Raw genomic sequence first — 24,443 nt, 5'->3', positions numbered from 1 at the left:
CGCTTAGCCTTTTTATGCGCGTTGTTTAGTTAAACGACATCCCACTTCCCGATGAGTTTGAATGATGGAAATGGGTCGATTGTTATGAAGTATCACGACGGTTGGAGTAGGTACTTGAAATGTTGCAATTTATGATTGATCATTAATGATACAAGGGAGCCACCTAGGGCTTCCTTTTTTTATTTTAAAAATGAAAAAGGAAATGAGGTATTTTTGGCGTATTTTAAAACGGGAGGATGTTAAAATTCCCAAATATTTATTATAATAACAGATAGGAGCGATTTAAATGACTGAGATAAAACGTCAAAACCCCCACACGATAGGAGTTGAGGAAGATTTGGGACCTGTATTATTACCTCCAACCATGGATTTTGTTTTTAAAGGATTATTTGGAAATGAAAAAAAACCTGAGATTTTAATTTCCTTTTTAAATGCGGTGTTAACACCAGAAGAGCCAATTACATCCATTACTTTCAAAGATCGAACACTCGATAGAAGGTATCGAAAAGATAAGGTAGGGGTTCTTGACCTCTTGGCTCAAACGGATAAAGGAGAACTCGTCAATGTTGAAGTTCAGTTAGCAGATGAAAATGACATGATTGAACGAAGTTTATTTTATTGGAGTCGACTGTTTTCTGGGCAACTAGAAAGCGGGCATTTTTATGATCAGTTAGAACGAACTATTTGTATCAATATCCTTGATTTTAACCTTATGGATACCGATGATTATCATAGTTCTTACCGACTAAAAGAGCGTGATCGAAACGATGAGTTAACTGATTTACTAGAAATTCATTATATTGAATTAAAGAAAATGAAAGATATCAAAGATGTGAGTGAAGTGAAGACTCAGCTTGAAGCCTGGATTGAATTTCTTAAGCATCCAGAAAGTCGTGTGAGTTATGAGTTAGCACATCAACATGAAACAATTCGTGAGGCAAAAGAGGAATTATTGGCGTTAAGTTGTGACCGAAAATACCGCCTTCATTATGAAGCAAGATTTAAAGAGTGGATGGATCGACTTAATCGAATGCATTATGCGGAGAAAAAAGGAATCCAACAAGGCATTCAGCAGGGGATTGAACAGGGAATCGAGCGAGGCATTCAACAGAACAAGGTCGAAATTGCTAAACAGTTAATGGATGTACTAGATGTCCAAACCATTGCCATTAAAACAGGATTATCCCTTGATGAGGTCCTTCAACTTAAAAAAGAAATGAGTTAATAGGATTATTCTTTTAAATAAGTATTGGAAGAAAGAGACGAGTCTGTCTCTTTTTTCATTAAGAACAAACGGTTGGGGTCTGTGATCTGTTAATCTACTGTGCCCAGAAATCAAACTCCCTGATTTTGCTCATCCTCCAAAAAAGGGTTTTCATCGATAACCCTCTTTTTTTTTCGTGCAATCCCCTTGAATTTTTGTGTTTTTCTGCCATAATAAGAGTACTTATTTAATTTAAAAAGGAGGCGGATGACGTGAAAAAGTTACCGTTAATTGCACGTATTATTATTTGGTTACTCATTGGTATTAGTTTAGGGGTGATTTGTCGCACGACCCATTTTGCAGGACCGATTATTGTCATCGCCACTTTCCGTCAATTAGTTAGTACATTTTTAGGCTTTGTGATTCCACTCATTATTATCGGGCTCATCGTCCCTGGAATTGCTTCTCTTGGAAAGCAATCTAAAAAGGGATTATTATTGACAACTACATTGGCCTATTTATCAACGATTAGTGCGGGAATCATTGCATTTATTGTGGGATGTACTGTCCTCCCTCATCTTACGCAACATGTTGAAACATTGATGACAGAGGGCGAGGGAGTTACCCCGCTATTCACCTTAGATATTCCTGCATTGATGAGCGTGATGAGCGCCTTAGTATTATCTTTCATTTTAGGGATCGGATTAGCCTCAAAACCTAAAAGTTCACTACTGAAACTATGTACCGAATTTAGTGAATTAATGATGGCCCTCATCAAAAACGTCATCATTCCTCTTGTCCCACTCTACATTGGGTCAGTTTTTTCAGAATTAAGCTATAGTGGTGAAATCTTTGTCACCTTAAAATCTTTTCTTCTCGTTTATCTTGTATTATTTTTACTTCAGGTGGGCTATTTAATTATTTTGTATACTTTAGCGGGGGGAATTAAAGGAAAAAATCCTTTCTCTTTACTGAAACACATGATTCCTGCTTACATTACAGCAGCAGGAACCCAATCGTCAGCTGCGACGATTCCAGTTACGCTTGATTGTGTGAAATCAAATGGTGTGCGTCCAGATATTTGCGAATTTGTGATTCCACTATCTGCAACGATTCATATTGCGGGCGATACGATGACGATTGTATTAACGTCAATGGCGCTCATGTTGATGAATGGCCAAACGCCAACACTTGGGCACTATGTTCCCTTTATTTTGATGCTTGGTATTATGATGATTGCTGCCCCTGGTGTTCCAGGAGGTGGAGTCATGGCTGCTCTTGGATTATTACAGTCCATGCTTGGGTTTGGTGCCCTACAAACGCCTCTTATGATTGCCCTTCACGCGGCCCAAGATAGTTTTGGAACAGCAACTAATGTGGTAGGGGACGGTGCCATGGCTATTTTTGTTGAAAAATTAATGTCTCATGAGACAGTAGAGTCTGTGAGTCTACAAGAAAAAAGATGCTAAAGGCATCTTTTTTTATTTCTTTTTTTTGATTTTCCTGATAAAATATAAGTATAAAGCGCTTTCTTTGATAACTTAGACCAAGTGGGGGGATTCATTAAATGAAGAAAGTTTTCACAGTAGAAATAGATGTAAACAATGTCCAAACAGGAAAGGTAAAGGATGTTCGATATGATCATTATTTAGAAGAGGATTCTGTTGAGATTGAACACGAGGAACAACGAGTTATTATTTTACGTTCACATTTAGAACTGTATGAGGTAAAAGGAAATCTCAATCGTTATAGGGGGCAGATGCTTGAGTATGTGATAATCGGTTACGATTCCTTACGAAATATTTACTATGGGTCATGCCTTGAGGTAAAGCGCCAAAAAAGGCGCCAGCTGATTAAAGAATTAGAAACGGGAAAACCTTATTTAGCAACGATTACTAAATTGACGTATTTTGGAGCTTATTTAACAATTGAAGGTATTTCCGTTATTTTAAGAAATCGTGATTTTGCAGCCGATTACACAACGGTTTCTGACATTTATCAGGTCGGCGATCAACTTGAAGTCTGTTTCTTAAAAGCAAATAATAACCTTAAAATTAATGTTCAAGCTGTTAATAAATATGTTCAAACGTCAACCATTACGATTGAGGATTTTGAACCACATACCGTTGTTTATGGAACGGTCCGAAGTATTAAACCATGGGCATGTTTTGTTAATATTGCGCCTAATTTAGATGCTATTTGTCCCATTCCTATGGTTAACTTCATTAAGGAGGGATCGCCTGTGGCCTTTAGAATCCATCAGGTACGTGTTGAGGAAGGAAAGGTTAGGGGGAAAATCATTAAAATAATGGAAAATAGATCTTCCAACTTACAGTCTGTGTGATAAATGATTGAAATGATGCATAGATAGTAAGGAAGGAAGTTTTCTGAATGAAAGCCGTTCACTCTTCCTTTAGGGGAAGATTACCGGCTTTTTTTGTGATTTATTGTAGGAAATATGTAAGAGGTGTTGAAAGATAAGCTATTATATGGTAACGTTAAAATCTATGTTAAATGGTCAAGTAGGAGGTAGTTAGGGTGAAAGATTTAATCGAATGGTTGATTCTCTCTACTTTGTTAACTTTAATAATGGAAATCATTCGATTTCAATCCGTACGCAAAGCCTTTTGTTTTGTCAAGCGGAGTCCTCGATACGCGCTAATTAATTTGCTCATTGTATCGGCGACGTTAGTCCCTGTTTTTTTCATGTCACGAAAACTTTTCTTTTTAAGTTGTGTCATCTTTTTTTGGTTATTTTTATCGATTGTTAATGCCATCGTAACCTTTCTTCGTGGTTATGCCTTGATGTTTTCAGATATTTTTTTAATTAAAGAGGGGCTGAGTCTTTCTTCCCACTACTTTACTCCACCCGTAATTGGATCGATTCTGATTGCGATGATTGGTTTAATGTTTGCCGGTGGTTATGTGTTTACGTTTCAAACGTCTATTCATAGTGGTTGTGCATTTTTTGCGTTGTTTTATTTGGTTTTTTCAATCTGGGGGATTAATCGCTTGGAAAAAAAACGTCTTTCTCATCCTTCGTCAGAGGAATATGCGGCAATGGGGTTTGCTTATGCAATGATGAATTCGTTATATCCTTATTTAAATCGAAAACCAACCGCATATAGTGAAGCGACGATGAAGCATATCTTAAAAGGAATGGATCAGACAGCAAAGGTGAACAGTCACGCGATCAAACCAGATATTATTTTTTTACAGTTAGAATCATTTTTTGATCCGCTCTTATTAGAAGGGGTCTCATTTAGTCAAGATCCAATTCCGACGTTTCGGCGATTGAAACGAGCGAATCAAAGCCAAAAGATGCAAGTTCAAACCTTTGGGGGAGGAACAGCTAAAACTGAATTTTCCGTTTTAACTTCTATGAGTGCCGAACTTTTAAAGCCCGGGGAGATCCCACATTTGTCTGTTCTTAGGAAAAAGTCGGTGGAATCACTTGCCACACAGCTTAAACGTCAGGGATATGTTTCAACCTTAATTCATAACTATGAGGGGAATTTTTATAACCGTCATTTAGCTTATGAGAAGTTAGGGTTTTCACGCTATATCCCGATTGAATACATGAGTGGGGTTGCTACGCCACACGATTTAGCACAAATGAATGACCAATGGGTCATGGATTATATTATCAAGACGTTGAAACACGATGAACCAGCGTTTATCTATGGAATTACAGCAGGAACCCATCAACCGTATGATGAAAAACTTCCAGACCACCTTTCTCCTATAGAGGTGTTTGGAGATCTTGAAGAGCCAGTTAGACAAACTTTACAAAATTATGTGACGCGTCTTTATCAACTCGATCTTCAGTTAAACCGTTTAATGGATGATTTAGCTGCCTCTAAGAGGGAAACAGTATTGTTTATGTTCTCTGATCATCTGCCTAATTTACCGATTTTAACGGATGAAACATACTATTCAAAGGATCCCTTTGAAGTGGATTATTTTGCTGCTCATTTCCATCCAAGTTTTGATTTAAATCCGTTGCCACCTTTAAATTGTTATGATGTTGGAACATGGTTAATGAATAGTTTAAACTGTCCCTTATCTATCATTCAACAGGTGCATGAAAGTTATTGTCATGACACTGCTTATCGCGAGGTATTAAGACTCGCACAATATGACCTATTAGAAGGAAAGGGTTATTTAACTCCATCCTTTGATTTATCACCTGAACAACCGATGGTATTTGGGTTAAATGAACAGCATATCAGTGGCTATTCCTTTACTGACGAGGGGTTAGTTGTTGAGGGAACCGGCTTTAACATTGATTCTCAATTGTTTATCGATCAGAAGCGGGTAGAAACTCAATTTGTAAATGAGACTAAACTTCTTGTTAAAATGGAGCCAAGGGAATTTTCCTGTCTTTCTCTCAAGCAATTAAGTCGTCGTCAAGAGGTACTTGGAGAGGAGATAAAACTTACGCGGAAGGATTGACACCGTTTTTTTGATTTGATATAGTTGAAAGAGGAAGAATGTCGATTCTTCCTCTTTTTTTATTGATGTTTGTCGTTAGGGAAAGGATGTAATGAAATGAAGTTAATGAAACATTATAGGCAACATGCCTCCTTTTATAGGGATTTATGGATCATTGCATTGCCAATTGCCTTACAGCAGTTAGTAACCTCAAGTCTAAACATGGTAGATACCTTAATGGTAGGTCGTGTTGGGGTGGATGCGGTTGCCGCTGTTGGGGTATCCAATCAATATTATTTTTTATTGAATATGGTGATGTTTGGAATATATAGCGGGGGAATGGTTTACTTCGCCCAGTATTGGGGGAAAAAGGACCTACGTAATATTCATCGTCTACTCGGGTTTACGCTCGTGCTCGGAATGGGTCTAGCTGTTTTATTTACAGGGATGGCTTTATTTATTCCGGAACAAATTATTCGTATTTTTACTAATGACCAGACCGTTATGGTGTTAGGGGCAAAATACTTAAAGATTGCAGCGTTAAGTTATCCGTTTATGATTTTATCATTCGGTTATAGCATGGGGTTGCGGGCCGTAGAAAAACCGAAATTTTCGATGATTGCCTCGGTCATTGCCTTGACCCTTAATACAGTTTTAAATATAGTCTTAATTTTCGGACTCTTTGGCTGTCCTGCGCTTGGCGTGGTCGGAGCAGCCATTGCAACGCTTGTTTCAAGGGTCGTCGAGTTTATTTTAGTTCTTGGATTTGCTTATCTAAAGACCGATACCATGAACCCTAAGTTATCGGTTTTACTTTCGTTTGACCGATCGCTCATTAATAAATTGATGGTAACGAGCTTACCTGTTGTGATTAACGAGTGTTTCTGGGGGCTTGGAACGACCGCATATATGGTGATTTACGGAATGATTAACGTTGAGGCGATTTCAATTATGAACATCGTCAACTCAATTTTTAATATTTTCTTCATCGCCGCAATAGGGGTCGGAAATGCTTCAACGGTTATGCTTGGGAAAAAACTAGGTGCCGGTGAAAAAGAAAAAACGTATAAAGAAGCGATCCTCTTTTTGAAAATTGGAGTCGTACTCGGAGTTTTATCAGGAATTTTACTTGTCATGTGCATTCCTGTGATGCTTCGCTTATATCGCGATTTTGATTTCTCGACATTGGAAACAATGGCCTATGTATTAATTATCTTTGCGATAGGCTTAACCTTTAGATTTATCAATATTATTAACATCGTCGGAATTTTTCGGGCAGGTGGTGACACAAAATACGCCATGCTTCTTGAACTGGGAATTCTATGGAGCGTCGGTGTCCTTGGAACCTTTATTGCTGTCAAGTACTTCCATGCTCCACTCATTGTCGTTGCAATGATTGTTCAATTCGAGGAAGTCGTTAAAGTCCTTTTAGGAATTGTTCGAGTGAAATCGAAAAAATGGATTAATCAATTGGTTTAAGCGGCTTCAATGACTCAGAATCTGACCCCAATCAGTTCGCACATAAGCCAAAGAAAAAGTCGACATCTGTTTTGGACTATAAAATGGGGTAGGAAAATCCTACCCCATTTTTCATGGATATCATGAACGTGTCTTGGTCAACGATAATAAGATAGATTTGAAAATGATCAATAAGTGCTAGAAAGATGAGGAGTGAAAACCATGTTTTTTATTGGTGTGTTTGGAATCAATCAAAAGATGAGTGAAATTAAAGAATTACCTCCGATGATGTGTAAGTCTTGCCGACAAACGGAACGATTTACGTTAATGAAGTGTTATCAGCAATTTCATTTCTTTTTCTTACCCATTTTTAAGTGGAATATTCGTTATTTTATCCGGTGTTCATCGTGTCAGATGGTAGCAAATATCCCATTAGATAAAGGTCGTTTATTAGAAGCGGGAGAAGCGGTTGAATTAACGCTTTGGGATCAGGAAATCATTGAATCACCTGAAAAAAGAAAGCGACGTTGTCAGGCCTGTCATGAAATTGTAGAAGGAACCTTTATCTATTGTCCGTTTTGTGGGCAAAAATTGTAGCCTAAAAAAAGTGGTCCAATTCAGGACCACTTTTTTATATCTTACTGTAAAACGAGAAAATTACCTTTTCAAAAGGATACTTTCTTCTTTCTCCCAAAAGCGTATTGATTTTGTTCAACATCCTTAGTTTGCGATGTTTCGTAGACACTGCAAATAGGAACGCCACCTAGCAGCTAGGGTCAGTGTTAAATAACGAGGCGTTTGTTTCGAGTGTCAGCACGCGTGTTGCAAGGGTTTGTTTAAACGCCTGATCGTGTTCAACGACAATCATGGTCGGTTTAACTTCTTGAATAAGTTGTTCAATTTGTATTCGTGCATAAAGATCAATAAAATTGAGAGGCTCATCCCAAATGTAAAGATGGGCCTTTTCACAGAGGCTTTTTGCAATTAATATCTTTTTCTTTTGACCCGAAGAATAATTTTCTATCTTTTTTTCAAATTGTTGTCGAGCAAAGCCTAACTTGCGCAAAATAGTTTTAAATTGTGTTTCATCTAGTTGGTGCTCCTGTATAAATGCGCGAAGTGTTCCATTTAAATGATCTGTCGTCTGTGGCACATAGGAAATGATAAGATGAGAAGATCGTTTAATGGTTCCGGTGTAAGAGACCGACGAGTCAAGAATACAACGAAGCAAACTACTTTTACCGCTACCATTTTTCCCCTCAATGAATAGACGCTCCCCCTCGGAAAGAGAAAAAGAAATGGGGAAACAAAGACGACGGTGATCATAGAAAAGACTAACATCGGATAGTGATAGGAGAGGGCCAGCTGAATAGGGTAAAGAAACTAACTTTAAAGGTTCGTGTTTCTCTATATTTTTCAAAAGCGCCGCTTTTTCATCGATGGCCTTTTTACGCCGTGCCTCAATTGATTTGGAACGCTTCATAAGTTTAGCCGCCTTATGGCCGACAAATCCTTTATCAACCGGTCCAATTTTCGTCGCCTCTTTTTGATGGGACCAATTGGCTGATTGGCGCATCGACTGTTGAAGTCGCAGGACCTCTTTTTTTAATTGTTGATTCCTTTCAAGTTCCTGTTCTTGCTGGTGATTAAAGTTGACAAACCACGATGAAAAGTTTCCAGATTGACACTCAATGGTTTCTTTATTTAGGGCAAGAATATGATCCACACACGCATCTAGAAAATGCCGATCATGAGAAATAAGCATAAATCCTTTTTTACGTTTTAAATAGGCAGCGACGCACGATCTTCCATGTGCATCTAAATGATTCGTTGGTTCATCAATTAAAAGAAAGTTTCCTTCTCCTAAAAAAAGAGCGGCAAGTAAAACTTTTGTTTGCTCCCCGCCACTTAACGTCTGAAACGGGCGCGCTAAAATATCAGTTGAAAGATCCAGTTGCGAAAACTCACAAATAAATTCCCATGTTTCCCTCATCGGACATAACTGTTGTAACACCTCCTCCGTCGATTGTTGCGGAACTGGCACATTCATCGGAAAGTAATCAAAAGAAACAGAATGAACAATGGTTCCCGTGTAGGACTCCAATCCTTGTAAAAGCCGAAACAACGTCGTTTTTCCACGACCATTTCGCCCAATGACACCGAGTTTCCAGTCCGTGTCAACTTGCAAATGAAGATTTTCAAACACATAATCGCCACTCGTTGGATAAGCAAAAGTTAAATTTTCAATTTTAATCATGGACATCAAAATTCCTCCTTTGGGTTAAAAGATAACGATTCTTACAGGATGTTCGCTTGTCCCTTGAGGTTCTGATTCCCTTAAAATAAAAAAGGAATCCCAAGAAAGTTCATTCTTAGGATTCCTTTTCACATGTGATGCCCAAAAGGGGGCACTTGATGGCAAGAATCAGATCGAAAGATTACTTTTTTGACGTAAAGACAACGCGTCCATCACAACATAGACCGTTAATTTATTTTCTTTGTCAAAAAAGTTAATCATCTTTCCACCTCTTTCGATTCAAATTAAAAAAAGTCAGCAGGGGCATGTCACTATACATCTACGGTATCCTATCCACGCGGCGCTTTAGAATCAATTTTCATCGGACGCATACTAGGTCTTTACCGCCGATCCCTAAAGTGAGAAAGGCCGATGTTTCATCGTGATTTTGTTTCCCTCAATACACAGTAATTTAACATAGAAAACAAAGCATGTCAATTCCAAACAGAATGAATCTTCTTTTTTTCGTCTGAAACGGTTGCCATTTTAGGTTCTCATTCGAGGGGGGCTTGTCATATATTATAGAAGAGGGGGGTGTTTGTGTATGCTTAGTCAAACAATGTTGCGTATTAAAAGAAATATTGGAACGTGTCTCTCCGAAATCGATGAAATTATTGAGCATTGTCAGGGACTGCTTGAAAACAATAATATAATTATTTTAATTAATGGGGAACTTTATCATAAATTAGAAGGAGAATGTGCCAAGTTAACGAAGGTTCGCCACGCGTTATTTTATATTTACTCCAATTTAGAGACAGAATTTACGTCTTATGTCCTTGATTTAACGTTAGAAGGTCATGAACTGATTAAAAAAATTAATGACATTATTGAATGCATCGAGGAAAAATGGAATGAAGGGGACATAGACATCAATAAATATATATTAGCCCAGGCGATTGTGAGGTTACACTTAGACGGGGATGTGGTGATTGATATCGATGATTTAGAACGCGTCCTTCAACTTCCAAACCATTATTGGCTCTGTCTTTATGTGGTCAACGAGCGGGACATCAGGGTTTGCCACTACTCAGCATGGAAAACGAAGCAGGAGGCACTCCTTTTTGCGATGCAGATGAATGGATGCGGAAAGGATTATGTGATCAATCGATTTGAGTTAAAGATTGTTTAATCATTGAGGAGAGAAGGTGTTCAAATGGGGGAAAGCATATTTGAATATACGGATAAAGATGGGGTAGAGTTACAGGTTTATCACTGTAAGTTATACGATGAATACTTTATTCGAGTAGGGGAGCGGATTGTTGAAGTCGACCCTACTGTCTTAAGTGAGTTGCGCGATGTTTTAACTAAATTAACAGATACAATTTTATAATGAGGCATCAAAAAAGGGGATCTCACTTCGGTTCCCTTTTTTTGATAGAAGGTAAACTGGCGTCCTTATACGTTAGTTGGAAAGAGTCGCATCATAAATGAAAAAATTCATGTCGTGTACGCCCTCTTTAATTGTCACCTTCTTTTTTAGCTCGCAACGGCGCGTCATCCCTTTCCGTTCGTAAAAGGCAAAATTGCAACTTGTATCCGTAAATAAATAAAAGTCGTGTAAGTATTCTTGATGAAGGTAATCTAAAAATGCTTGATAAAGCAGTTGCCCAAGTCCCATTCCTCGGTAACTCGAATCGACCACAAATAGCGCTAATTCAGCTGAATACGTTTTTTTACATTCTTTTAGTAACTGTTGATCAACAGTACTTACGTTGCCAAATAATTGGGCTACCTGGCGTCCTTCTCGTGAGGCATAAAGGTGAAGAATGGCCTGAATCTGTCGCAATCGTTCATAAATAGAACACCGATGGGTAAAACAATTTTTACCTAAAATGATTCCGACCGGGGTTCCTTTATATAAGGCAACCATTGAAAAGGTTTGATTAGCCAAACAACTTCTTAAAAAGACGGCCGCCATTTTACCGGCTGTCTTTGAGTCCGTTAACTGGTCATAGTGCCAAGTTTGTCGAATGATCCTCGTTAAAGGTTTAAAATCTCTTTCTTGATACGGTCTAAAGCTTAAGTCCATCTGATTTCCTCCTTGTTTTTATCTTGAACACTTTATATAATAAAGTTTACAGTTACTGTAAGGTCAAGGAGGAAATAAAAAAATGAAACCATCCCATTTGCTAACGGTCCAACAATTTTCAAATTTACATCAGGTGAATAAACGGACCTTGCACTATTATGATACCATCGGCCTTTTTTCCCCAACACAAAAAGGTGAAAATGGGTACCGCTATTATGACACGACCCAAAGTGTTCATTTCGAGTATATTCAATTTCTCAAAGGATTAGGGTTGAGTTTAGATGAGATTCGCACATATTTACAGCAGCCCAATGCCCAAGACTTTTTAAAGTTGGCGGATGAAAAGTTAGATGAGTTGGCGAGACAGATAAAGCAATTACAGCGTCAATGCGAGATCTTACAGTTAAAAAAAGAGCAAGTAGAAAAAAGTCTTCACCCGGTGGAGGAAAAGATTCAGATCGTTGATTGTCAAGAAGACGCCATTGTTCTTTTAGAGGTGCGTCAGGGATTGGAGGACACTGAATTTTTCAAAAAAATCAAGGAACATTTTTCAATGGAGCAGTTACCATTAGGAATAGGAACGGTTATTTCATTAGATGGCGTGCGTCAACAGGGGATTAATTCTCATGAAGGATTCTTTTTTAGATGCTTTGAAGAGACGATCCCTTCTACTTCATTAAGAAAACCGAAGGGGCGTTATCTTTGTGGGTATCACCGGGGGACGTGGGAAGGGATTCCCGCTGTTTATGAACGGATGCTTCACTTTGCAAAGGAACATCATCTTCAGTTAGGGGCATACGCTTATGAGCGGGGATTAAATGAATTTGTCATTGAGAGAGAAGAGGAGTATTTAACAGAGGTCATGATTCCCATTCTTGAAGAAAAAGTTGAAGATTAAGGGAGAGATCCCTCGTTACGGACAAATCCCGCTCAACTTTCCCTAAGAAAGAAGCTTCCTCGTTTATCAGGCATATAAAAAAGCGATCGCTCTTTATTTAAAGGCGTCGCTTTTTTCTTATTCTTTTTCTTCTGTTCCTAAATGAAAGCTTAAATTTTGAATGGTTAAAGTTAATAGTTCAACCTGAGCTAACATTTTATAAATATGATACTCAAAAATAGGATCGATCGGTTGTTCTAACTGGATAGATTTTTGGCACCCCGTATTAAAGAACTCAATAATTTCCATCTTATTTTCAAAGGTCATCTCTGTTTCTTCATGATTGAGTTTAGCAATACACTTCGCGTGGAAATAAATATCGTGACAGGCATCAATCGAACATTTTAACTGTTGAAGGGAAACGGGATGCTTATGAAATTTTGTATCTTCACAATAATTATGATAAATTGCATTTAAGCGATTTAATTCTAAATTTAATGGTTGCATATTTAAATCTTGATGAATTAAAATATTCTTTACTAATTCAAGCGTTAAAGATTCGATTTTTTCAATCTCTGAGGTGAGTCGCCCGAGGTAGTTAGGCTGTGCAATGACATAATTCACCACAATTCCAACAATAATTCCAATCGACGTATCCGTTGTTCTTAATAACGAGTACACCAGCGGATCGTGATCGGCGGTAATTCCCATAATAATCGATAAGCAAACCGTGGTGGCGATGATAATCGATGCACTGATTTTACTCCTATTACAACAAACAATCGTTACAATCATCGCAATTCCAACAAAGAGGGGAGAGTTTAACTGAAAAAGGGCAAATAAATAACCAATGATTGCACCTAGAACCGTTCCTAATAAACGGTTTTTTCCGGCAACGAGCGAACTTTTCATCGTATTTTGCAATGCGAAAATCGTCCCAATGACTGCATAAAAAGCATTACTTACTAAAAAAGTATGGCCAAGGGCGGCAGTAATCACAACCGCAATTCCCGTTTTAAATGTTCGCATTCCAATAAATGAACTAATTCTCATCTTTTTCGCTCCTTTGACTCCTTTAAAAACTGACTACTTACTACTATATTACTGATTTTTCAAGGAATCAATAAAATATCACAAAATTTTGATAAAAATTGTTTATTCGGCCACACTAACATTGATTGTTTTTACGAAAGGGGTTTTTAGTGATGAATCAGTCGATACCATTTCCTAAAAAGGCGAAGCCACAAGTTCAACATCAACAGCCAGGAATCGAGTCTGTCATGGATCCAGCACCTATTTATGAGCATCCGGACTATCAAAAGGAGGCCCGCCTACAAGATAAAGTAGCGATTATTACTGGTGGAGATTCAGGAATCGGTCGCGCGGTAGCTGTTGCTTTTGCCAAAGAAGGGGCGGACCTTGCCATTGTTTATTATAACGAAACCGAGGATGCAAAAAAAACGAAGGAACAGATTGAAAAATTAAACCGACAATGCTTATTAATTCAAGGAGATTTGGCAAATGCCTCATTTGCGCAAGACATTGTTAATCAGACATTAACAACGTTTGGAAAAATTAATATTTTAGTTAATAATGCTGCCGTCCAATATCCCCAAGCTGATATTACCCAAATAAAAGATGAAGAGTTACATCGTACATTCGATGTGAATTATTTTGGAACCTTTTATTTAACACGTGAGGTCATTCCCCATTTAACAGCGGGAGATAGCATTATCAATACGACTTCTGTTACCGCCTATGAAGGCCATGAGATGCTATTAGACTATTCATCCACCAAAGGGGCATTAACAGCATTCACCCGCTCGTTAGCGATGAATTTAGCACCTCAAGGAATCCGCGTCAATGCAGTAGCACCTGGGCCGATATGGACCCCGTTAATCCCTGCATCTTTCGATGCGAAAAAGGTCGCCGAACATGGAACAAGCGTTCCTATGAAGCGTATGGGACATCCTGTTGAATTGGCGGGGGCTTATGTTTTACTCGCTTCAGTTGAAGGATCTTATATGTCGGGAACAACAATTCATATTAATGGGGGAACCATCACTAACAGCTAAACGAACATTCGTTCACACCTCGTGTGTGAAAAACTATCCCTCAGTGAGCGTTAAACACAAAAAAATCCGGTCTTTTCCCTCCCCAGAACCCAAAAAACAAATGATCGTTCGTGACAGAGGAAGAAGGTTCAACTCGTTAACAAACACATGTTCGCATAACAGATATCCATGATGTCAAACATACGTTCGTAAACAAAATCAACAGACACGAAGCGGTAATATGTTATAATAAAAAGGCGTGCAATAACTAAGAAAACAACATGCTGACAATGATAGGGGGCGTTCGTACGTGAAGCCTTATTTATTACCCGTCCTTTTTACTCTCCTTATGAGTGGGTTAAGCCTATGGGTGGAGCAAGGAGCCTACACGCCATCAACCCTTGGCATTCCGACGGTTCAGGTCGCTGATTACTCCGTCGGTTTATTAACGCTTGAGGAGCGATGTGTGGATGAAAAAAACCAGCAGGTGATCTGTCACCAATTAACGGATATTCAAGAAGGAGATATTTTAATCACTAAATCTAATCACACGCTATTTTACCGTCACGGACACGCTGGGGTTGTGATTGATGCGAAAGAGGGACTTGTTTTAGAGGCGCTAGGCTACGGAGAAAGCTCCACGCTTGAACCATTAGAAAAGTGGAACTATTATCCGACAGTTAAAGTTCTTCGATTAAAGGATGCTAGTCAACGGGATCGGTTAATGTCTCAAAACTTCACTCCTTTTTTAGGCATTGATTATCATCTTTTTGCTCGAAAAGCCGATTTATCGGCGACCCATTGCGCCGATATTGTGTGGAAAGTTTTTAATCAGATTGGCATCGATGTAGATAGTAACGGCGGGTATTTTGTGACCCCAAAAGATATTGCGAAGAGTCCTTATTTTTTTGAAATCGCGTCCTATGGTTTTGAAACTGAAGGAGGTTGGTCGTAATTTCTGACTTTTTATGTGAAATTCATACGTTTTTTTCATTAGCATCCGAATGCATTTTAAGTTAAAATAGATGAGGGCAATTTTTATGGGAAGAAGGGGAGTTTAAAAGTGCCATTAGCAGAATTAAAGTATATCGATACTGCTTTATTAACATTAGATAAGAAGCGGGATCATTTTGAAGTTATTTCAAAATTATTGAAAATAGAATTTAATGAAATTATGAAATTGTATTCGAAGGATTTTTTAAATATTACGACACGTGTCAAAGGACATGATAGTTTAAAGGAAAAGATTCTTCGCCAGGGGTACTATAAAAAGTTTGATGATCCAAAACATTTAATCTATCAATTATCGGATTTGATTGGCGTTCGCATTGAATGCCGATTTGAACAAGATGAACGCGAGATTTTTAAAGTCCTTAAAAAACATTTCGATGTGCGAAATAAAGAGGGGGGATATTATAACGAAAATAATCCCCATATTAAGCTTTATCTCGATGAACGACAACCTCAACGTCAAAAGAACGGGTTTAAAATTTTTAGAATTGACGGAGTGATCACGGATACCGATCACGATTTGCCATTTGAGTTGCAAATTAAATCGCTCGTTAACTTGTTTTGGAGTGAAATTGAACATAAAATTATTTATAAAAACTATAATGTGTTATTAGTTGACGATTTACTCGTTGAAATGATGCATTCGATTAAAAATAACCTCGCGTTACTCGATAAACAGTTGCTCTCAATCTATCGAAATGTTGAACAACGCCAAACCGATGGGGATTACCAACGTCGTAATCTCGAAGAGGCGATGGCTAAAATGTGCAATGATATTTTTGCGGCTCAACTGAAAGAGCAATTAGGGATGAATGTAAACATCAAAAAGGCGTGCCAAACCATTATGAAGTATACGTTTTTCCCAAATGGAATGTTTGAGATCCAAACAGTTAGTGATTCTTTAATTAAGGCGCTTGAACGTCTATCAGAAATTTCAAATGATAAGGTTGAATTTAACGTTCCAATTGTGTTTTCACGAGAACCGGTTTATCATTCAACTTTCTCACAACTGATAGGGCCTTATTTTCGAGAGGTCATGAATAAAGAGTTTCACTGGAATTTATTTTTCAAAATCTTATTTGAAATCGAACCACAAGATAGTGTCGATGACTTTGAAAAGTTTTTATCTTTCTTAGAACAAATTTATCAAACATCGCCTGCCATTACACGGTTGAAAAAGACATTATCCTCGCAGTTTGAGGATAAAGCACCACTTATTATGGATACATTAATTGAGACTTTAGCAGATACCATTATTTTAATTGATGATGTAGAGTGTATATATGAACATAATTTAACTAAGGTCACATCTATTATGGCGGAAACTTTACGTGATATTACCTCACAAATTTCCACCTATGATCAATGGCTCGTTCAAGAAGAGACTGTCCTTTTAGAATTTAAGCAAAATTTACTTGAAGAATTATCATAAAAAAAGCAAAAGCGATTTCTCGCTTTTGCTTTTTTTAATCCATAAAGTATGATTTTATTTCATCATGTTGTTGAGTCACACTCAGAATAAGCATCAGTTGAATTCGAGCCTTTTGACCATTTAAATTACTTGCTAAAATAGCTCCAGCTTCGATTAACTGTGCACCTCCACCCTCATATCCATATGATCCTAACACACGCCCCATTGGACAACGTGAAACAATCACAACTGGAATATCACAAGCCAGGGCGCGATTGATTCCGTCCATCATCATTGGGGGAACATTTCCGCGCCCCATCGCCTCAATGACAATTCCTTTTGCTCCCTGGTCGACCAAGAAATTTAAAAGTGTACTGTCCATTCCTGAAACAGCCTTCAATAAATGAACATTCGTTTCAATGGCATGTGTATTCACATGTTTCGTTGGAGTAGATTGTTTCTGATAATAGATGACATCATCTTGATCAACAATCCCAATTGGACCAAACTCTAACGATTTAAATGTATCCAGGCTCATCGTATGGGTCTTAGTTACCGATCGAGCACTATTCACCTCATTATTTAGGACAACTAAAACTCCTTTTTTTCGCGAATTAGGATGAACGGCTGTACAAATAGCGGCTGCTAAATTACTTGGTCCATCATAACCGAGTTCTGATCCATTACGCATTGCACCGACGACAACAACTGGTTTTTCAGAGTCAATGCACACATCTAAAAGAAACGCTGTTTCCTCTAAATTATCCGTTCCGTGTGTCACAACAACCCCCACAATGTCTTCTTGTGACAATTTAGATTCAACGACCTCTTTTAATTCCATCATTTTTTCCGGCGTCATATGCGGACCCGGAAGTTTACCAAATTCGACAATATCAAGTTCAGCCACTTGATCAATATTCGTGACCATTGACATGATATCCTCACTTGACATCGAAGGAATCGCGGCCTTCAGACGTGGGTCTACTTTCATTGAAATGGTTCCACCTGTAAAAATCACTGCTACTTTGTTTGCCATAAAAAAAGCCTCCACGTTCATTAGTTTTTATCGTACTACATAATATTGTACTCATTATACATAGGTGTTGCAACTATTTGTCAAAAAATAGAAAACAATTTCCTTAACCCCTTATTTTTGATAACCAAGAACAAATTCATCATGACGTTCACGAAAAAGCAGCGGGAGAAAAAAGGGGGGGCATAACCATTAAAGGGTAGCAGGCACCGAACGGTGAGCTAAACCGATCACCACATCATCAAGATGAAGTAATCCAATACTTAAAAAGACGCATACCGTTAAATGTTCTCCGCATCGCGCAATGGAAATCTTTCCTCCAGCATTCAGTCCTGTCGCTTTCATTGAAACTTGCATAATTGCATCACGAGCAGCACCTGCAACAGCCCCATCTAACACACAGGACTCCTTTGTCACATGCGTTTTCCGTGCGGCAATAATCGCACGTTCAATGATTTTTGGGATAGACTGAATCAAATTGCCACCAATATCAACAGCTGTTACTTGAATGCCTTGTCTATTTAAATCTTTAATTAGCTGCTCCTCCTCCTGACGACTAGACGTCATTGAAACTCGGACAGCAGCTTTAGCAACATCTAAACTACTAAATGACTTCATCGTGTAAAATCCTCCTTATATTAAATAACTATATATAGACGCCGAAATCGACCCGCGAGCCAAAAAGGATTCTACCTCAATAGCGGTACCCTATAGCTTTATCAGAGCATCAACTAAGTATTATTGGGTCACCTAACATTCATCATTTTATTTTAAAGAACTATCTCTTTAAGATTACACCTTTTTTAAATAAAACACAAAGTTTTTTCGATTTTTTTAAAAGACAGATTGTAATATTAAGTGCGACAAATAAAAAAAGCTCATAAATAGAATTCTTTGTTATAGAATGAAGTTACCACACCAAATTCTTAACAAGGAGATCTATTTATGAGTTATAAACATCTTAACACATTTGAGCGTACACGTATAGAAGTTCTTTCAAAAATGGGTTATTCAACGAGACAAATTGCGGGGCAATTAAATCGTCATCATTCAACCATTGCTCGTGAACTAAAACGAAATACTCAAAAGACGTATCAAGCAGAGCTAGCAGATGAATTAGCCGAGCAACGTCGCTTAGTTTGTCATCGTCCAGAGACCAAATCTGAAGAAGTTATTCAAACCATCCAACATTATTTAAAGTTAACCTGGTCGCCTGAACAAATTTCTAATACGGTTTTAAAGGGTGTTATTTCATTCAAAACTATTTATCGTTGGATTTATGACGGAACGATTTTGTTAGGGGATTTAAGCTGTTTAAGGCAAAAGGGAAAACGCCGAAAACCACGAGAAACACGCGGACGATTTAACATTGGGACATCAATTCATCAACGTCCGAAAGAGGTAAAAAAACGTCAGGCATTTGGTCATTGGGAACTTGATACAGTTGTTTCAAGCCGTGGTAAAAGTAAAGGATGTTTAGCTACATTTATTGAACGTCAAACACGATTTTATGTCGCCGTTAAAATCGAAAATCGCTCAGCATCTGAAATGTACCGAGCGATTAGTGAGTTATATGAACATTTTCCTAAAGACACCTTTAAAACTTATACCGTTGATCGAGGAAAAGAGTTTGCTTGTTATTCCAAAGTAGAAGCAGATTTAAAGGTTCCTGTTTACTTCGCTGACGCCTATTCCTCTTGGCAAAGAGGAAGTAATGAAAATGCCAATGGTCTTCTTCGAGAATTCTTTCCGAAGAAGACGGACTTAGCACGAGTTAGTGAGAAAGAGATTGATGAAGCCCTCCTCCTCATTAATCATCGACCACGAAAATGCTTAGGTTGGAAAACTTCATTCGAGCTATTTCATGAGAAACTGTCGCATTTGTATTGACAATTCGTCAAAATAAAAAAACACCATTGCCGGTCAATGGTGTTTTAGGAATGTAGGTAAAGATAAGGAGTGTGAGCACAAAATTGGCTCAAATCTATTATACGTTCAATTGGATAAGGCTTCAATAAAATCTCGTGACTGAAACTAAACAAATCTAATGGAATTGAAAGAGGATTCCCTTTTCTTACAACTTCAACTCGCTTTCGACGCAAAAAGGACACATTTTATTCTTACTCTTCGGTAGAATAGGGGATTTTGTAGATTTTTTAAAAGAGGTTAGGGTCAATTCGATTGGTTGTAGACTTTAACGCAGAGTGGGCGGGTCCCGATACGACCGCCCCGGTTACATCAAATCGTGAACCATGACAAGGGCAATCCCAAGTTCGTTCGGCACGATTAAAGGATAGTTCACATCCAAGATGAGGACACGTAAGATCAACCATCCATGTTTCACCTTGCTCATCCATATAAACCCCATATTTTCCTTCATCCAGTTTCAAAACAATAGCTTCACCCGGGGTAAGTTGGGATAAGTCTTCTTCCGCTCTTAACTTTCCTTTAACGAGCTCCCACGCCGTTTGGGCATTATAACGAATAAGGTTTTTGATTTGAGGGGCGATGTGTTGACGGTTAGGGTTAAAAAGAGAGGCATACGGCGACTCTTGTCCTAAAATTAAATCTTTCAATAAAAGCGCAGCAACCGTCGAAGTCGTCATCCCCCATTTTTTAAATCCAGTTGCAACAAAAATCTGATCGCCTTGTTTCATCTGACCAATATACGGAAGACGGTCAACGGTGTCATAATCTTCTGTTGACCAACGATACGAAATATTTGAAGGGGCAAAGTATTGCGTTGCAAACTTTGTCAGCGCCTCATATCGAGTCTTTGTCTCTTTTTCTGTTCCGGTGCGATGATCTTCTCCGCCAACTAATAAATAATTTTGATACGTTCGAATGGATCGGGTAGGTTGCCCGTAAGAAAGATACATGCCTTCAGGCATATTTTTTACACCTTCACACGCCATGAGGTAAGACGTTTGTGCCTCCATCTTAGCAAAAAGGAAAGACAAGTCATCATAAAAAGGGTAGTGCGACGTTTGAACAACCTTTTGTGCCTCAATTTCATAACCTAACGACGTGCACACGGTAAGGGTCCCATCCTTTTTCTTAATATCGGTTGCCGCAGTCTGCTCATAGATCCGAATGTTTGGGTATGTTTGGATTTCTTCTAAAAGAGCCGTCGTGTATTTAACCGGATTGAACTGGGCCTGATTCTCTAATATCAATGCACATTCAATGGGGAAGGGGAGATTCAATGTCTTAACTAATCGTCCCTTTAATCCTAGTTCCTGATAAGCTGCGTATTCTTTTTCAAATAACGGAATATCGTGGGCGTTTTGAGTGTAAATCGCCGAAAACTTTCGTTCAAACTCACAATCCATGCGATGCTGTTTAATGGTTTGGGAGATAAAGTCTAACGCTTCAAGTTGAGCATTTGCATAACACTTTGCATCATAATGGCCGAATGTGTGGATCAACTCATGATAAATTAAGTCATGTTGGGCTGTCACCTTGGCCGTTGTATAAGCTGTCGTTCCGCTTGAAACACGATCTGAATCTATTAAACAAATCGTGAGAGGGGTGTCTTTTAATAAATAAGCCAACGTGATCCCGGTTATGCCGGCACCGACAATACAGATGTCAGTTTTTGTATGTTGGGAAAGGGGGGGATAGGTTGATGTCTTCTGAGATAAAGACCATAAAGACTGATGCATCGGTAAAACCTCCTAACTATTAATCATTATCCGTCTTAAGCTAACTAGACCTGCCATTCACCGTTTATAAGCCTATCTAAAAGATAATCAGGCTATCATTTCCGTTGTCTATTCATCTGGCAACCTCTGAAAAGCGAATTGAGACTTAGATAGAGATATGCCCAAAAGAACTGGATCAGACGGACATGTTTATCTAATAGTGTGAAACAAGTCTGTTAAACTATGTATGATCAGTTACTATTTTGCAAAAAAAACATAAACTGAGCGTTCATAAAAGATTTCCCTTTATAAATAACCATTTCTTGATCATCTATCCATAACTTCTCATAAACTTCATTATGTTAACTTACTAATAGTTTTACTATTAGTAAGTTAACATAATATATATTATCGGTAGTTATGTCTGTTTAAATTTAAATCGCGTCATATCAACGATTATGAGTTCGTTAAATCCGTTAAATTCGCCTTTTTTTATAAAAACCGTGGTCAAATTGGGGTCAAAACTCAAATATTTTAAAATGATTCTGCTCTTTTTTAAAACTAGATGGAGTCATTGGAATCACGCCTCTTACTTCGGTAATTTTGTGATAAAACGCGCGTACCCTGTTGCGTTTTTTATTCCCTTGAATGTGGTTCCCTTTATTTAATAATCCCTCCTTTTATTAAGTCGTGGGGAATTCCCTTTAAAGACTCCCTCTTAAACTTGTGGCATACAAAAAGGACCTCCATTTGAGATCCCAATAATCGATGATACACTAATTCATAAAGCGGCCTTTTTCTTCCTTTTTTAATTCGCGCCCTTTGGACACTTCTGTTTTTACGATTTCCCACTCCACCTTCAACATTTTTTGGTATTCATCAAGCAGCTTGCGATAAGCAAAGTCTGATAAATCAGCTTCTGTTAAAACCGCCGTCGTCAGTTCATTCAAAAGAGTTAAAATCTTTCCATCCTGGGCCCAATTTAAATACAACTTTAAATACGCATCCAACTCCACAACTTCCTCTTTAATCTGATGAAGTTGCCCCCTCGATGCTTTCTTATCAGAACTTAACATTCGACTATTTTTATATTGCTCAATAAGCGAACAATACCTCGAAACAGCGCCCTTAATATCATGCATCCAGCGTAACTTCTCTTCCGTCATCCTCGCGCGAGATTGCGCCTCCTGATTCATTTCAAGATTACATCTGACAATAATTAAAATTCCGAATAGTGCTAAAACAATGACTGCGATTTCTTCCATAACTAACCCTCCCTACTCAATAAATTATTCACGGCACCCCCCATTTATGAACTAATTCGTTTAAAATTATCAGCTAACATGTCATTTCTCTATCACACCCTGCATATAGTAGAAAAGTCGGCATAACTGATTTTTTCATACAAACGATGGGCACGAGTTGTCCATCTTTTTTTTTGAAGAAAATAAAGACCGTTTATTTAAATTCCGCTTCCTGATGTATGACTTAGGACTCTTTTAGGCATACTGTAAGCATATGATTGTTGCTCAAGAGGAGGCACCTAACATGAAACGCAACGGTTTACTTTTAACGATGACCTTCCTATTACTTTGTGCCTGTCACCCCTTAACCCAGGATTCAATATCCCCTACTAATCCTACGCCGCGGCCTACTCAAATCCAACAAACGATCATTCAAATCATTGAACAACAGGAGTATGATACCATCCATTGGATAAGCAAAGAAGATATTCAAAATTTTATCTCTCTCAACCCCTCATTCATTGAAGAGTGCTATTTATCGTATGGAACCGATGACTTAAAAATGAGTGATCTTTTTATTATTAAACCGATTCATGGGAAGAAAAAAGCTGTCATTGACGCATATAAGATTCATCAACAATATCGGATGAATCAAAGTCTTCTCAATCAAGATGAGGCTAACTTTAACAAAGCCCAAAATGCCCTTATTTATGAACATGATGATTATTTAATTTTCCTTCTCTTGAATCACCCACTTCAGGCTCAAAAACAACTGAATGCCGTCCTTGACTTAAAAACAACTAAAAAATGTCAATGAATTCATTGACATTTTTTAACGAATTAAAATCCCTTCTTCCTTCGCCATTAACGTGTATTTAGTTACAAATTCGGATTTAGCTTCAGTATACGCATCCCGGTCGTTAGGATATTTCTTCCATAAAATCAATTTCAGTTGTTCATAAGCGCTAGCAATTTCGGGATGTTGATTTAAATACGCACAAAAGTATCGTTCATCGTGATCCCCCAATCGACGCAAATGAAGATGAAAGACCTTTTCTGCGAATCCTTCACTCGTGTACCCTTTGTTAAAGGAAATCCTTCCCGGCATTTTTGACATACACTGATATCCTGAAGCAATCAATGTCTTTTCAACCTGCACGAGCGCCACATCATCGGCCACTTCTATTAAAAGATCAATAATAGGCTTAGCCCAAATGCCTGAAATGGCCGTGCTCCCAATATGGCTTATCCTCAGCTCTTCGCTTAATGAAAGGAGTTTTTTTAAATGATGAGCTTCTTCTTCATACCAGTTAATCCAATGAGGTTGTGGCTCACTTAATTGAATGGGAAAGAGTTGCCATAACTCTTCTAAGCTCATTTCTGATAATTCTTTTTGCATGTTGCCTCTTTCCTTTCTAAGTTTTTTTCTTTTTAGGTTTGGGCAGAGGAATATCCGGATACATCACCTCTAATAATCCCGCCACAAAGGATCGAGAATCAAGATGAGGAACGAGAAGCATCGGTTTTGCTCCAGCATAAGGAATCGTATATTCTGGTGTTTGAACATAATTAATGGCTGAGAGGATGGGTTTTACTAAAAATTGATTATTATAAATACCACCGACTAACTTTTGACGATAATAAATGAGATACTCTCCCATCATCGCGCGACAGCGAATGTCTTCTAACTCAGATAATTGTTCTAACACATACTGAACATAAGATGGACTTGATGACATAATTAAAGA

Annotated in this window: 23 protein-coding genes; 14 read left to right on the top strand and 9 right to left on the bottom strand. The window is 38.1% G+C overall.

Going from position 1 to position 24,443, the window contains the following annotated elements:
* The first annotated feature begins 286 nt into the window (after nucleotides 1–286).
* From VXM77_RS06330 to VXM77_RS06305, 6 genes are all read left to right on the top strand, one after another.
* Nucleotides 287–1,225: an Rpn family recombination-promoting nuclease/putative transposase gene (locus VXM77_RS06330; protein WP_338505717.1), complete on the top strand. Its 939-nt coding sequence runs from the start codon at nucleotides 287–289 to the stop codon at nucleotides 1,223–1,225.
* Nucleotides 1,226–1,476: 251 nt separating this feature from the next.
* The gene (locus tag VXM77_RS06325) at nucleotides 1,477–2,673 is read left to right on the top strand and encodes a dicarboxylate/amino acid:cation symporter (RefSeq protein WP_338505715.1); all 1,197 of its coding nucleotides are present in this window, start codon (nucleotides 1,477–1,479) and stop codon (nucleotides 2,671–2,673) included.
* Nucleotides 2,674–2,771: 98 nt separating this feature from the next.
* Nucleotides 2,772–3,548 carry an RNA-binding protein gene (locus VXM77_RS06320; RefSeq protein WP_338505714.1) on the top strand — a complete coding sequence of 259 codons (777 nt, stop codon included), beginning with the start codon at nucleotides 2,772–2,774 and terminating at the stop codon, nucleotides 3,546–3,548.
* Nucleotides 3,549–3,742: 194 nt separating this feature from the next.
* A complete protein-coding gene (locus VXM77_RS06315) occupies nucleotides 3,743–5,659 on the top strand; it encodes an LTA synthase family protein (protein ID WP_338505713.1) in 1,917 nt (638 codons plus the stop codon).
* Between the two features lie 96 nt (nucleotides 5,660–5,755).
* A complete protein-coding gene (locus VXM77_RS06310; RefSeq protein WP_262953418.1) occupies nucleotides 5,756–7,117 on the top strand; it encodes an MATE family efflux transporter in 1,362 nt (453 codons plus the stop codon).
* A 201-nt stretch (nucleotides 7,118–7,318) separates the two neighbouring features.
* Entirely contained in the window at nucleotides 7,319–7,693 is a 375-nt protein-coding gene (locus VXM77_RS06305) for a zinc ribbon domain-containing protein (RefSeq protein WP_161832050.1), read from the top strand.
* A 166-nt stretch (nucleotides 7,694–7,859) separates the two neighbouring features.
* On the opposite strand, the gene abc-f is transcribed toward VXM77_RS06305, so the two are convergent.
* A complete protein-coding gene (gene abc-f / locus VXM77_RS06300; RefSeq protein ID WP_161832049.1) occupies nucleotides 7,860–9,359 on the bottom strand; it encodes an ABC-F type ribosomal protection protein in 1,500 nt (499 codons plus the stop codon).
* A 577-nt stretch (nucleotides 9,360–9,936) separates the two neighbouring features.
* Between abc-f and VXM77_RS06295 the strand changes: the two genes are divergently transcribed.
* The gene (locus VXM77_RS06295) at nucleotides 9,937–10,521 is read left to right on the top strand and encodes a hypothetical protein (RefSeq protein WP_161832048.1); all 585 of its coding nucleotides are present in this window, start codon (nucleotides 9,937–9,939) and stop codon (nucleotides 10,519–10,521) included.
* Between the two features lie 24 nt (nucleotides 10,522–10,545).
* Nucleotides 10,546–10,722, top strand: coding sequence for a hypothetical protein (locus VXM77_RS06290; protein WP_161832047.1), 177 nt, complete (start codon nucleotides 10,546–10,548; stop codon nucleotides 10,720–10,722).
* Between the two features lie 72 nt (nucleotides 10,723–10,794).
* Here the strand turns inward: VXM77_RS06290 and VXM77_RS06285 are convergent, their stop codons facing one another.
* A complete protein-coding gene (locus tag VXM77_RS06285; RefSeq protein WP_161832046.1) occupies nucleotides 10,795–11,421 on the bottom strand; it encodes a GNAT family N-acetyltransferase in 627 nt (208 codons plus the stop codon).
* 82 nt (nucleotides 11,422–11,503) lie between these two features.
* Here VXM77_RS06285 and VXM77_RS06280 point away from each other — a divergent pair, with 82 nt between their 5' ends.
* On the top strand, nucleotides 11,504–12,319 hold the full coding sequence (locus VXM77_RS06280; RefSeq protein ID WP_262953417.1) for a MerR family transcriptional regulator: 816 nt from the start codon (nucleotides 11,504–11,506) through the stop codon (nucleotides 12,317–12,319).
* 117 nt (nucleotides 12,320–12,436) lie between these two features.
* Here VXM77_RS06280 and VXM77_RS06275 read toward each other — a convergent pair whose 3' ends face one another.
* Nucleotides 12,437–13,351 (bottom strand): aromatic acid exporter family protein, encoded by a 915-nt coding sequence (locus tag VXM77_RS06275; protein ID WP_161832044.1) that lies wholly within the window; start codon nucleotides 13,349–13,351, stop codon nucleotides 12,437–12,439.
* Nucleotides 13,352–13,503: 152 nt separating this feature from the next.
* Between VXM77_RS06275 and VXM77_RS06270 the strand changes: the two genes are divergently transcribed.
* The 3 genes from VXM77_RS06270 to VXM77_RS06260 all read left to right on the top strand — a co-directional run bounded on the left by VXM77_RS06270 (nucleotide 13,504) and on the right by VXM77_RS06260 (nucleotide 16,795).
* Nucleotides 13,504–14,373 (top strand): SDR family oxidoreductase, encoded by an 870-nt coding sequence (locus VXM77_RS06270; RefSeq protein ID WP_161832043.1) that lies wholly within the window; start codon nucleotides 13,504–13,506, stop codon nucleotides 14,371–14,373.
* 289 nt (nucleotides 14,374–14,662) lie between these two features.
* Nucleotides 14,663–15,307 carry a YiiX/YebB-like N1pC/P60 family cysteine hydrolase gene (locus tag VXM77_RS06265; RefSeq protein WP_262953416.1) on the top strand — a complete coding sequence of 215 codons (645 nt, stop codon included), beginning with the start codon at nucleotides 14,663–14,665 and terminating at the stop codon, nucleotides 15,305–15,307.
* A gap of 108 nt (nucleotides 15,308–15,415) precedes the next feature.
* Nucleotides 15,416–16,795, top strand: coding sequence for a (p)ppGpp synthetase (locus VXM77_RS06260; RefSeq protein WP_262953415.1), 1,380 nt, complete (start codon nucleotides 15,416–15,418; stop codon nucleotides 16,793–16,795).
* A 34-nt stretch (nucleotides 16,796–16,829) separates the two neighbouring features.
* On the opposite strand, the gene VXM77_RS06255 is transcribed toward VXM77_RS06260, so the two are convergent.
* Nucleotides 16,830–17,810, bottom strand: coding sequence for an asparaginase (locus VXM77_RS06255; protein ID WP_338505709.1), 981 nt, complete (start codon nucleotides 17,808–17,810; stop codon nucleotides 16,830–16,832).
* A 189-nt stretch (nucleotides 17,811–17,999) separates the two neighbouring features.
* Nucleotides 18,000–18,425 carry a HutP family protein gene (locus tag VXM77_RS06250; protein ID WP_161832040.1) on the bottom strand — a complete coding sequence of 142 codons (426 nt, stop codon included), beginning with the start codon at nucleotides 18,423–18,425 and terminating at the stop codon, nucleotides 18,000–18,002.
* Between the two features lie 327 nt (nucleotides 18,426–18,752).
* Between VXM77_RS06250 and VXM77_RS06245 the strand changes: the two genes are divergently transcribed.
* Nucleotides 18,753–19,697 carry an IS30 family transposase gene (locus VXM77_RS06245; RefSeq protein ID WP_289461060.1) on the top strand — a complete coding sequence of 315 codons (945 nt, stop codon included), beginning with the start codon at nucleotides 18,753–18,755 and terminating at the stop codon, nucleotides 19,695–19,697.
* Nucleotides 19,698–19,963: 266 nt separating this feature from the next.
* Here the strand turns inward: VXM77_RS06245 and VXM77_RS06240 are convergent, their stop codons facing one another.
* Both VXM77_RS06240 and VXM77_RS06235 read right to left on the bottom strand, forming a co-directional pair.
* On the bottom strand, nucleotides 19,964–21,472 hold the full coding sequence (locus VXM77_RS06240) for an FAD-dependent oxidoreductase (protein ID WP_338505706.1): 1,509 nt from the start codon (nucleotides 21,470–21,472) through the stop codon (nucleotides 19,964–19,966).
* A 755-nt stretch (nucleotides 21,473–22,227) separates the two neighbouring features.
* Nucleotides 22,228–22,716 carry a hypothetical protein gene (locus tag VXM77_RS06235; RefSeq protein WP_161832038.1) on the bottom strand — a complete coding sequence of 163 codons (489 nt, stop codon included), beginning with the start codon at nucleotides 22,714–22,716 and terminating at the stop codon, nucleotides 22,228–22,230.
* Between the two features lie 283 nt (nucleotides 22,717–22,999).
* Here VXM77_RS06235 and VXM77_RS06230 point away from each other — a divergent pair, with 283 nt between their 5' ends.
* Nucleotides 23,000–23,512 carry a DUF4358 domain-containing protein gene (locus tag VXM77_RS06230; protein WP_161832037.1) on the top strand — a complete coding sequence of 171 codons (513 nt, stop codon included), beginning with the start codon at nucleotides 23,000–23,002 and terminating at the stop codon, nucleotides 23,510–23,512.
* A gap of 15 nt (nucleotides 23,513–23,527) precedes the next feature.
* Here VXM77_RS06230 and VXM77_RS06225 read toward each other — a convergent pair whose 3' ends face one another.
* Entirely contained in the window at nucleotides 23,528–24,094 is a 567-nt protein-coding gene (locus VXM77_RS06225) for a GrpB family protein (protein WP_161832036.1), read from the bottom strand.
* A gap of 16 nt (nucleotides 24,095–24,110) precedes the next feature.
* Nucleotides 24,111–24,434: a competence protein TfoX gene (locus VXM77_RS06220; RefSeq protein ID WP_161832035.1), complete on the bottom strand. Its 324-nt coding sequence runs from the start codon at nucleotides 24,432–24,434 to the stop codon at nucleotides 24,111–24,113.
* Nucleotides 24,435–24,443 lie beyond the last annotated feature (9 nt).

Source organism: Turicibacter sp. KK003, assembly GCF_037014675.1.
In the GTDB taxonomy this organism is placed as follows: Bacteria; Bacillota_I; Bacilli_A; order MOL361; family Turicibacteraceae; genus Turicibacter; species Turicibacter faecis.
The sequence above is the reverse complement of the archived record's forward strand: the minus strand, read 5'-3'. Positions and strand labels throughout refer to the sequence as shown.